We start from the raw sequence: 12014 nt of genomic DNA, 5'->3' as shown, positions 1-12014 counted from the left end.
TTCCAAACGCAAACATCACCGCAAACCCATGCCAAAGCAGCATTCCAAGCCCAAACAGCCACTGGAAAATTAAATGCAGAAATAATCCCGACAACTCCCAAAGAATGATATTGTTCGTACATTCTGTGTCCAGGTCTCTCTGAATGCATTGTCAATCCATGCAGTTGACGCGAAAGTCCAACAGCAAAATCACAGATGTCGATCATTTCCTGAACTTCTCCGTAACCTTCCTGCAATGATTTGCCCATTTCGTACGAAACCAATTTGCCCAACGCTTCTTTGTTTTTACGTAATTTTTCGCCAAACTGGCGAACAATCTCGCCTCGCTGTGGCGCTGGCATTAATCTGAATTCCTTAAAAGCAACATTCGCCACTTCCATTACTTTTTCGTAATCAGCGGGAGATGATGTTTTAATTTTTCCTATTAATTGACCATCAACAGGAGAATAGCTTTCTAAAATTTCTCCATCTGAAAAATTATTAAGCCCTGTTGAAGTTCCTTCGTTAACGTCTTTTATATTTAATTCCTTTAAAGCTTCTTGTATTGTAGCTTTTAATTCTTCGATTTTCATTATGAACTTTTTGTTATGTTTATCTCAAAGTCTTTTTTCTTCTAAAAAACGATTATTTAAATCGATTTTTGAAGTTTTACATCAGTACTTTCAAAAATCTTATCTGCTGATGATGCTACAAAACCTTGATATAATTCTCCATTTGCCATAGGATAACGAAGGGCAAATTCATAATAACATGATGGCACTTTTAGTGTACCTTCTTTAAAATCTATATCGTATAAATCTGCTAATGTGCTAGATTGTTCTAATAATTGTTCTGGAGTTCCTTTAATTTTTCCGCCAGAAGCGTTAAGTTTCCAACCATTATCTTCTAAAAAGTTATTTAATTCTTCTAATGTTTGAAATCCTTTTAATGCATTTGTATTTATAGTGAAATGATTGGCTCTAAAACCATAAACATACATCCATGCCGCATATTCAGATTCTTCTAATAGCGATTTGTAAACCGCTTGTGAGTTTCCATTCCAAACTGCTCCGCTTAAAATCAGATTCGGATCATTAAATACATTTTGATCACAGCTGTCTAAAAGTTGCTGTACTGTTTCCTGCAATTCTGCAGAACATTTTTCTAATTCCAATTCAGAAATAAAAATTCTAGGAGCGTCTTTATCCAAAGCATTTTCATAATGTTTAGCATACAGCTTTTTGGTTTCAAAATAATATTCGCCTTTTGCCTCATATCCTACATTTAGAAAAGCTTTTTCTAATACTTCGATGTTGATACGTTTATCGTTAAAAGTTCGAATTGCAATATGGTCATTTTTTATTTCTTCACCTTTCTCTTCTAACAACTCATGTATTTTCAGTGCCGATGGAGTTATATCGATATATTGCTCCCATAGCTTTGTAAGTAGTTGATTGTTCTTCATTTGTTGGTTTGTTAAATAGTGTTATAATGACACAAACATATCAATAATACTGTTATTATAACAGCCAACGAAGTCGATTATTTACAATTAGACATTTTTAACATTTTTTTATGTATTTTTGACACTTTAAAAACCAGTTTGACAATTAGAATTGTCAAAATTATAGAAAACACAAATTGACATAACTTATGGCAAAGCTCAATAAGAACGAAAATACTGATTATTTAGATCGAGAAATTATTCAAAAGCTCAGTGAGAACAGTAGAATTGCTTTTTCGGATTTAGCAAAAGAATTAAACATTTCTAATTCATTAGTCCATTTAAGAGTTAAAAAATTGCAAGAAAGTGGAGTAATAACAGGTTTTTCTGTGAAATTAGATCCTAAAATGATGGGGTTTGAAACCACAACTTATACCGGAATAGTGACCAAAGAAGCACATTTTTCGTATTCGATTGCGAACAAACTCAAAGAAATTCCTGAAGTGGTAGAATGCCATTGGGTTTCTGGAAATTATGCTTTGTTCATTAAGATTGTAGCGGCAAATAATGAGGAGCTCCGTAAAATCTTATATGAACAAATTCATCAAATTGAAGGCGTAGGAAGCACTGATTCTTTTTTCTCTTTTGGTTCTGCATTTGAAAAAAACCTGCCAATCTAAGCGATAAAACTTTATATAAATAAAAAGAGCAGTAAAATTACTGCTCTTTTAAAGTATTGAGTTCTTTGTTAATAAAATAATCTAGTTTCTTTAACTTCTATAAAAAAGACTAACCTTTAACTGTTGCCATTAAATCATTAATTCTTGAAGTAGAAATTTCGGGATTTGCACCAGGCGCCTCAGCAACAAGCGCTCCAACTGCACAGGCAAAATCAATTGAACTTTGAGGATCTCTGCTATTTAATAGTGAAGTGATTAAGGCCGCTAAGAAAGAATCTCCTGCACCAACAGTATCTGCAACTTCAATTGGATAACCTCCATTTTCATAGATTTTCCCTTTCCATAACAGTAAAGCTCCATGTTTTCCTTTGGTAACACACATCGCTGTGGCTTTCGTTTTTTCTTCAATAAAAGCCATGTTTTCTTCCAAAGTTTTAAAAGGAGAATTCATCTTTTTTGCAATCTCAAGTAATTCTTCATCATTAAATTTAATAAAGTCGGCTGATTGCATAAGCTCTTCTAAGATTCGATAAGTATAATGTGGTTTTCTTAAATTCACATCAAATACTTTATAAACATCACTTTGAAGCAATTCTTCTAGAGCATTTCTTGAAACGGTGTCACGGCAAACCAAACTTCCGTAAATCAGCACATCTGCTTCTGCAACGGTAGTTTTTGCTAAATCATTCAAAACGATTTTATCCCAAGCTGCCGGATAATTTATTTCATACGTTGCCGATCCACGTTCATTTAATGTAACATTGACCAAACCCGTTGGAAAATCTTCTGACACTACAATCGTATCTGTTTCAAGCCCAAGTTCTTTTATTTGACTTTTTATTGCCTTTCCATCTTCGTCATTTCCTACACAGCTTATCATGGCTACTTCGCAACCTAACGTTTTCATGCGTAAGGCCACATTCAATGGAGCTCCGCCAATCTTTTTTTCATTGGCAAAGACATCCCAAAGAACCTCTCCGTATGCCATCGCCTTAAGGTTTTTTCCCTTATTCATTCTAGAATTATTTTAATATTAGTTTTTATTCGGGCTGCGTTACCAGAAGGTTTGAAATTGTACTTGTTTGCCCTTCTGCAATTAAGCCCCATTTATTTTTGTCTCTTCCATAAATGCGATTGGTGAGCGCTGCTTTTCCGTTGATATAAAAGACTACAACACTTCCTTCAGCAATTACTTCAACATCATATTTTGTATTTATCTGAAAAGCAAAAGGCAAGCTTGTTACTTCCTGTGAAGCCGAATTATATCCACTTATTTTTCCATTAGCAATATCCAAAACCACTTTATAATAACTTCCTGTATCATTGGTATGAAAAACAAATCCGGCTGTTCCGTTAGCTTTCGCTAAAGTGATTTCGGCTTTTATTTTGAGTTTCTTTCCAATACTTTTAAAAGTAACCAATGCTTTTTCTGTTTCTCCGGATAAAGAATAAGTTCCATTATTAGCGGTTGCGTTGGCTGAAATCGCATCTACTTCTGCAGTAACATTCTTTTTCGAAAATAAATCCTTAACCGATTTCGGCGATTGCGTTCCTAAAGTTCCATCTGAATTTTGAATCAATTCATGAATAACCATATTTCCAGCCCAATCTTTATTTCCTAAATCATTTTCAGGTGTTTTTCTGGCATTCCATCCAAAAACATATCTTTTGTTTCCGTCAGAAGCTGTTTTTCCAGCATAAAAATATTCTCCGTCAATCCTGTCATTTTCCGGTTTTGTCCAAGGACCGTTTATAGACGATGAAATTCTGTAATGCGTTCCTTTGTTTCCGCTCCAATTCTCAGAAAAAATTAAATACCAATTGCTTCCCATTTTGAAAATATCCGCACATTCCATCATCAGATAATTATCTTCTGGAGTTGTGGTATAAATTGGAGCTTCAACATCCCATTTTCCAGATGCAGGATCTGCGCTTGTAAAATGTAACAAAACAGCTTTTCTTCCCGGTTCTGTCTGTGTGCTTACTAACATCGAATATTTTTTCAATTCATCATTATAAAACACATGCGGATCTCTAAAATCATAATTGTAATATCCTGCAGGGGCTGTAATTTTAAAAGACGGAACTTTTGTCCATTTTTTTAAATCGTTGCTTGTTGCACATAAAACACTTTCTCTGGCATTCGACTGAACAAAAGCCGGATTTTCATTGTGCCCTGTATAATAAAAATAATAGAGATTACCCACTTTGAGAACTGACCCTGTACCTATTGCAAAATCTGGTTCTAAGGTTGTACCATACGGAATAGTTTGACCTTCATAAGTAAAATGTGCCAAATCTGTGCTTTGGTATTCATGAATATCATGAAATCCTTTTCCAGCAGGTTTATTCTGTGCGTCATGCAAAAAATAAATATGAAATTTTCCGTTATCGAAAAAAGGCATAATATCTCCGGTATAACCTGCACTATAATAGGGATCTGTTGTCCCCATCCATTGCGCTGGCGGAACAGGAAAAACACTTGTAATTTCAGAATTCCCTCCTGAAATAGAACCTCCAATATAATTTTCATCCTGACTACATGAAGCAAGTGAAAAGAAAATAAAGGCAATTGTGATTACATTTCTATATTTCATTTTAATTAAATTCAAAGTGGATTATTTTGCTGCTAAATAATTGATACTGTTTTGTGTCAGCAGTTTGATGTTTGTGATAAACTCATTTGCCTGACTTGGCACTCCGCTACTATTCGCTTCATTGTACCAATCGTAAGCTCCCATAGAAATAACAATTACATTTTTATTTGTGCTTGTATTTGGAAATTCTGCAATGGTAACCCTTCCGTTAAGTTCATTATCCCACGCTTCACTTGCAAGATTTGTTCCTCCGGTCTGGTTTCTCCAACCTTCTCCATTATTGTATCCGCCCCATTCTGGTAAAAACCACCACGCTGTATGATTTAATCTGAAAGTTCCGCTTTGCAGCAAATTTGCTTTTCCTGCTTCAAAAGTGGTTAAACCTTGGAAAATTGGATGATCTTCATGACCAACGAATGACATTCCCCAAGAATTTCCGTCTACAAATCCATTCGGAGGGAAATCGCCAAAAACATTATTTGGTCCTTTTCCTGACGGAACAATTCCTAAAGCATCAACATATTGTGAAGCAAATGAAGTTAACAATAGATTTCCTCCATTTGTTCTAAAATTTTTCAATGCGTTGGTAACCGCAGGATTATAAGCCACAGAAGGTAAATTGGCAGCCGAATCAAAATGCCACCAAATCACATCAATATCACTTAAATCGGCACCGTTTTGTATACTTTCGAAAGAAATATATTTAGCTCCCGGGAAGTTATCAAACAACCAATTTGAAGCCGTAACTTCATCCATATTTGTAATTCCTGATCTTGTAGCCGCAGTTCCTAAAAACGCCACAGTTAATCCTGTTACCGGAACTCCAACATTTGCGGTATAATTAACGCTTTTTCCGTTTGATGTTATTACAAAAGTAACTGCATTTGTAAAATCAACTGTTGCTCCTGAAGCAGGTGAAATCGTAACACCAGCAGTTGTTTCAATTACTGGTTTAAGCGCTGTCAAATCAGTATTTTCAGGAAGTGTCATATTAATGGTTTTGCTAATGTCGTTTACAGTCGCTGCAACGCCATTAATTGTAAAACTCTTAATTGGACTTAAAACTGTAGTTGTTACTGTGTAGTCTTTGTATAAATTGCCATTAACCACTCTGAATTTTACTGGATTTGTAAAATTCATAGCCGAATTTAATTCCGGATTTGATGTTGCCCCTTCTACAAAAACAACTTCCGGTTTTATGGCTGTTATGTCAGATCCGTAAGGCATTACAACAGTAATTTTTCCTGTTGTCTGATCAATGCTTCCAGAAACTCCATTTAATTTGAATGAAAGTACATTTGAAGGCGAACTCACATCAAATCCGCCAGTTTCAAAACTATTTTCACAGGCAGTAATCATAAAAATCATTGCCAATACTATAGACACTTTGGTCCAATATTTATTTAAAGCTTTTTTCATATTGCTGATTTTTTTAAAGATTAATAACCTGGATTCTGTTTGTACAATCCCTGACTGAAATTAATTTGCTTCAACGGAATTGGGCAATATTCTTCTTTATGCGCATCAAAAAAAGCATCCTGATAATAGGTACGTTTTGTTTTTTCTTTAGCATAAAAATCATTCATAACCTGATCTGTAACTCCCCAACGAACAAGGTCAAAGAATCGGCTTCCTTCCATTGCCAATTCTAAACGGCGTTCCCAACGCAAAGCTTTGCGGGCAAAATCTTGAGTCCAGTTGCAATTGCTTCCGTCTACATAAGTATTGATTTTGAAGTTGCTCACATATGGCAGTCTTCCTGTACTTTGTGCGGCTCTTTCTCTGATTTCATTGATCAACGGCAAAGCTTCAGATTGTCTTCCTAATTCAATCAAAGCTTCGGCACGCATCAAAATCACATCGGCATAACGAATCTGAATTCTGTTTTTAGAATTTCCGTAAAATGGATCAATATTTACAACACAGCTGCAATTTGGGGCAACGTTTTCTTTTAAAGAAGCATAATAACCATACGTTCCTGGAGAACGTACCCAAGCTTCAACATATAAAAATTCTGGATCATATTTATAAGGCAAGCCAGGCATTGCAACGGTATGATACAATCTAGGATCAACTGTATTGGCATCTATATTTTTATAATCAAAATCTTCGTTGTTGTACGTATCAAACTCAGGCAAACCATTTGCTCCTGTTTTAAAAGCATTCACTAGATTTTGGCTTGGTTTATGAAAATCACAACAGCCTAAACCTTGTGGCGTAGAAAGAACATCCGAGAAATTTAATCTTCCGTATAAAGTTCCGTCATTATCAGAAAACTGAATCGAGAAAATAGATTCAGGTCCGTTTTCGTAAGTTCCCGGTAAGAAGTTGTTGGCAAAATCAGGTTCTAAAGAAGCTTTTCCGATTACTTTATCCGTTGCAACAATTACTTCCTGCAAATGCTGCTGACTGATTCCTGTAACTTTAAATGTTTCATCCTGCGTATAAGCCTGGTACAATCTAGTTTTTGCCAAATAAGCATAAGCTGCTTTTTTATTGGCACGTCCAACTTCTGGTTGTGTGTCAGGCAAATTATCAGCCGCAGCTTGAAAATCTTCTGCAATTTTTTCCCAAAGTTCTTCGTTTGAAAGTGCTTTGTTTGAAATCGTTTTATACTCTTCTACCGGAACATCTTCGGTAATATAAGGCACATTTCTAAACATGATTTTCAGCATAAAGTAAAAATGTCCTCTTAAAAAACGCATTTCAGCTATACGTGTTTTCTTCAATGGATAATCAGCTTCTGAGATTTGCTCTAAAGCTTTCAATGCTTTATTGGCTCTTGAAACACCAACATAACTGATGTACCAGAAACTATCCAATTCTCCAAAATCCGGACGAATATTATTTGAAACTTCAAAAAAGTGAAAATCCTGAATATCATTTGTCCCGCTTCCGCCTTTGTAGGCATCATCAGAACGAACATTTCCAAATGGCCATAAACTGTACGGAGAATCGTAATGATCATTTCCTAATTGAGCGTAAGCAGCATTCATAAATCCTTCAACATTCTCAGGCGTTACAATATCTTTTTCTGACAAAACGCCACGCGGATCATTTTCTAAAAAATCGGAACAGGAAGCGAAGAAACCTATCGCTAAAAATCCTGCCATATATATTATTTTTTTCATTTTTTTAATCTTTTATTATAAAGTAAAATTAAGACCTGCCGTAAAAGTTGTTGGCTGTGGATATCCAAAACCTGCATTTTCAGGATCAACTCCTGTGAAGCTTTTCGCATCAAGAATCAATAAATTTTGACCGCTGATGTACAGTCTGAAGCTTTCCATACTTAGCTTTTTCAATAGTTCTTTTGGCAAACTATATCCAAGTTGCAAAACTCTTAGTTTAAGGTAACTGCCATTTTCTACATAATAAGTCGAAAATCTAGATTCTGCATTTCTGTCAACCGTTGTCAAAGCCGGAATAGTTGAATTTGGATTATCCAAAGACCAGGCATTCAACAAACGAGTTCCTTTATTTGATCCTACGTCATCAACACTCCAAAAATCAGTTTGGTATTTTGTGTTGTTAATCACATCAACATCTGTTGCACCTTCCCAAAAAGTGGTAAAATCAAAGTTTTTATAAGACAAGTTTAAATTGATTCCGTACAGCAATCCTGGATTTGGGTTTCCAATCCATGTACGATCTTTGTCTGTAATTACGCCATCGCCATTTAAATCTTTGTAACGAATTCTTCCAAGGCCTTTTCCTTCTTGAATAGCCGAATTATCAACCTGATCCTGACTTGTAAACAGGCCATCAGTAACGTAACCATACATTGAATTTATTGGACGTCCCAAGATATTATCGTTTAGACCATCACCTCCATAATTGTTTTTAACTTCATCTGGTAATTTGGTCATTTTGTTTCTGTTAGCCGAAATATTGCCAGAAATATCATATTTCAATCCAAATGAAGTTTCGTCATGATATCCTAAAGAAAATTCCCAACCTCTGTTTTCCATAGAAGCTCCATTTACCCAACGGTTTCCTCCTTCTCCTATGACTCCTAAGTACGGTGGCAATACCAAAATATCATCTGTTTTCTTGATATAATAATCTACAGAACCGCTTAATTTTTGTTTGAATAAACCAAAGTCCAAACCAATATTGGTCTGTGTCGTAGTTTCCCATTTCAAATCATCATTTCCTGATTGCGTTGCGATAAAACCAGACGGCAGCAATCCGTTTCCGTTTCCTGCAATATCGTAAGCAGTTCCGTAAGACGTTGCCCAAGTTGGGCTTCCACCTGCGTAACTTGCCAGATAAAGCGAGTAAACTGCTGTATTGCTAATTTCCTGATTACCAGTTTGTCCCCAGCCTGCTCTTAATTTTAAGTCAGAAAAAACAGGAGCATTGTTTTTAATGAAGTTTTCGTTACTAATTCTCCATCCCGCTGAAACTGCCGGAAATGTTCCGAATTGATTGTTTTTTCCAAAACGAGAAGAACCATCACGACGAATTGTACCCGAAACCAAATAACGATTGTCAAACTCGTAATCTGCTTTTCCAAAATAAGAAAGCAAAGAATATACAGTCGAAGTTCCGCTGGTAAAAGATTCTCCCGTTCCTGCATCTGGATACATATAATCTGGCGTTTCGATCAAAAAGTCATTTTTACGTAATGTATTTGTATCATAAGTATCTTTATACATCTCCGTTCCCGCCATTAAATTCAGATTGCTTTTTCCAAAGTTTAAGCTATAAATTGCTGTATTCGTCCAAGTCCATTTGTCGCTAATTGACTGATCGATAGTTACAGAAGTCTGATCGTTTTGCAAATAACCCGATTTGTAGCTTCTTTGCAGCGTACGTTTTTTATAAAAACCATAATCCATTCCGAAACTGGTTTTGATGTGCAGGTTTTTAATGATTTCCAAATCCGCGTAAACGTTACCAAAAAGACGCAAATAATCGTATTTATTATCCTTGTTATATTCTAAAAGTCTAACTGGATTTTGTCTATCGTTCATTCCTCCAACAGGACCTCCCCAACCTATTCCGTCTACTGTATGTACCGGAATAATTGGCAAAGCTCTAAGTGCAGGATCTAAAACGCCAGGATCTGTGACTTCGTTTGTACGGTTTAAACTGAAATTTTCTCCAATAACTAATTTCCCGTCAAAATATTTATACGAACTGTTCATTCTAGCCGAAATTCTTTCAAAATCAGTAGTTTTTACTACACCTTCGTTATCATAATAACCAAGCGAGAAAACATAATTTCCTTTATCTGATGCATTTGAAACAGACAAATCATAAGAATTGGCAACTCCCGTTTGAGAGATTGCATCGTACCAATCTGTATTTGAAGCTTTAAGAGTTTGCTGTGCATCTAAATATTCTGGAACCAAAACTTTATTCAATTGCGGTTTATTGTTATTTACCGACCAGTCAAACTGATAGCGCAAATTGTTATTATTCGGATTCAATCCGTCGTTAATATTTGCCTGCCAAAGTGCTTGTCCAAATTGGTTTGCATTTAGAACATCTAACTTTCTTGAATAATCAGAAAAGGAAGCATAGGTGCTGAAATTGATTCTCATTTTGCCTTCTTTTCCTTTTTTGGTTGTAATGATAATCACACCGTTCGACGCTCGGGAACCATAAATACTTGAAGAAGAAGCATCTTTCAGAACCTGAATGGTTTCAATATCATTCGGATTTAGTTCATGCATTCCAGATTTTGTCGGCATTCCGTCAATTACATAAAGCGGATCTGTGTTGTTTAAAGTTCCAACACCACGAATCACCACTTTGGTATTTCCGCCGCTTGGCGAACCATCCGACGATACCTTTACTCCAGCAATTCTTCCTTGTAAAGCTTTTATAGGGTTTGGTTCTGGCTGTTTCATGACTTCCTTCATGTTTACAACAGCAACCGCTCCTGTAATATCCGTTTTCTTTTGTTTTGAATATCCCGTTACAACAACTTCATTCAATTGATTGTTGTCAACTTTTAGCGTTACATTGACTGTTTTTTGCCCTTTAACTGAAATCGATTGCGGGGCATATCCTATAAAAGAAACTACAAGTACAGCATCTGGAGCAACATTCGGCAAGGAAAAATTCCCGTCAAAGTCAGTTACTGAACTGGTATTGGTTCCTGAAATAATTACTGTCGCTCCAGGAAGCGGCATTCCGTCATCAGACGAAAAGACCGTTCCTTTTATTCCGTTTTCCTGAGCCGTCATCATCAGCATCGGAAAGAAGAAAAATAGAAAATAAATAATCTTACTTTTCATAAATTAATGGTTTTGGTTATATTTAATTGGTTAATTACGTAGTTAGTATTTCGAATGCCAATTTTAAGTGGCCGATCTATTTCAGAATAAAGCATAAAAGGTCAGAAAGGAATAATCTTTCGAATGTTTTCAAGCTTTAGCAGTCATTTCTTCACTAAAGAAAAAGTGCTTTTGCTATTCTCTTTTAATGACTTTTAGAAAAATTTAGTTCTTGAATTTTAAAATTGTTTATCTCTATTTTTTCTTTCGAAGAAATAGATAAAGCTGAGAATGGTTTATTTAGAAAAAAGATTTCCGTCATCACTTTTTCGCCATTGTTATAAAAAATTTCAATTGAAGTTTTATCTAAAATAATTTTAAAAGCGGCACTTTTTTGGCTTCCTTCCAAAAATGCTTTGCTCACTGGTAACGCAAACTTATCAGAGAAATCAACTTTACCGGCTTTAGAACGATCAATAAATAAGTAATTTTCTTTGTTGTTTAAACCAAAACTTAAAGATTCTCCATTTGCATTTGAAAGTGTAAAAGCATAATCTTCCTGTTTTAAGTTTTTTAAATCTAAACTAATAACTGTCTGTGTTAAATCTGCTTTTCCGTTTTCAATTAAATTCAAAGTTCCTTTTCCGGTTTTACTTTTTGTTTTAGTGGTTTTAGAAACATAATTATTGATTTCTTTTACCGGAGTGCTAACCAAATTATAATGGTTTCCTTTTTTAACAAGCTTCAACTCACGCGGAATCGTTGTACTGCTTCTCCATGTCGTTGTCGGAACTTGTTGCGCATATTCCCAGTTTGACATCCATCCGATAAACAATCTTCTTCCGTCTGAAGTTGGAACATTATTCCACGTTACACCGGCATAATTATCTTTTCCATAATCTGCCCAAACTGCTTTTTCATTTTTCACTCTTTCGGCAAAACTTTGATCCATCGTAAATGTTTTTCCGTCAAAATCTCCAACAAAATATTGAACTCCTGAACCTCCGTTTGGCCCGCCTGGATTAAGATTTACGATTAAAATCCATTTTTTTTCTTTGGTTCCTTCAACTTTTATTTCGAAGAA

At 35.4% G+C, this 12014-nt stretch carries 9 protein-coding genes; 1 reads left to right on the top strand and 8 read right to left on the bottom strand.

The features are described from left to right. Positions 1-572: aldehyde dehydrogenase family protein (locus B3J44_RS06115; RefSeq protein ID WP_286966831.1), on the bottom strand; the 572-nt coding region annotated here is incomplete at its 3' end. A 56-nt stretch (positions 573-628) separates the two neighbouring features. Further along, a complete protein-coding gene (locus B3J44_RS06110; protein ID WP_286966829.1) occupies positions 629-1444 on the bottom strand; it encodes a DUF1338 domain-containing protein in 816 nt (271 codons plus the stop codon). Between the two features lie 188 nt (positions 1445-1632). Between B3J44_RS06110 and B3J44_RS06105 the strand changes: the two genes are divergently transcribed. Continuing rightward, entirely contained in the window at positions 1633-2103 is a 471-nt protein-coding gene (locus B3J44_RS06105; RefSeq protein WP_198857282.1) for an Lrp/AsnC family transcriptional regulator, read from the top strand. A 109-nt stretch (positions 2104-2212) separates the two neighbouring features. Here B3J44_RS06105 and B3J44_RS06100 read toward each other — a convergent pair whose 3' ends face one another. From B3J44_RS06100 to B3J44_RS06075, 6 genes are all read right to left on the bottom strand, one after another. Beyond that, complete coding sequence (locus B3J44_RS06100) at positions 2213-3118, bottom strand: carbohydrate kinase family protein (RefSeq protein ID WP_286966827.1); 906 nt, start codon at positions 3116-3118, stop codon at positions 2213-2215. Positions 3119-3143: 25 nt separating this feature from the next. After that, positions 3144-4700, bottom strand: a complete 1557-nt coding sequence (locus B3J44_RS06095) for a glycoside hydrolase family 32 protein (RefSeq protein ID WP_286966825.1) — start codon at positions 4698-4700, stop codon at positions 3144-3146. Between the two features lie 21 nt (positions 4701-4721). Next, positions 4722-6119 carry a DUF4960 domain-containing protein gene (locus tag B3J44_RS06090; RefSeq protein WP_286966824.1) on the bottom strand — a complete coding sequence of 466 codons (1398 nt, stop codon included), beginning with the start codon at positions 6117-6119 and terminating at the stop codon, positions 4722-4724. Positions 6120-6139: 20 nt separating this feature from the next. Further along, the gene (locus tag B3J44_RS06085) at positions 6140-7831 is read right to left on the bottom strand and encodes a RagB/SusD family nutrient uptake outer membrane protein (RefSeq protein WP_286966822.1); all 1692 of its coding nucleotides are present in this window, start codon (positions 7829-7831) and stop codon (positions 6140-6142) included. A gap of 15 nt (positions 7832-7846) precedes the next feature. Then, a complete protein-coding gene (locus B3J44_RS06080) occupies positions 7847-10951 on the bottom strand; it encodes a SusC/RagA family TonB-linked outer membrane protein (protein WP_286966820.1) in 3105 nt (1034 codons plus the stop codon). A 184-nt stretch (positions 10952-11135) separates the two neighbouring features. Then, positions 11136-12014 (bottom strand): glycoside hydrolase family 32 protein (locus B3J44_RS06075; protein WP_286966819.1); only part of this gene is annotated, 879 nt, incomplete at its 5' end.

Source organism: Flavobacterium sp. UBA4854, assembly GCF_002399805.1.
GTDB lineage: Bacteria > Bacteroidota > Bacteroidia > Flavobacteriales > Flavobacteriaceae > Flavobacterium > Flavobacterium ginsengisoli.
This window is presented reverse-complemented; position numbering and strand designations above follow the sequence as displayed.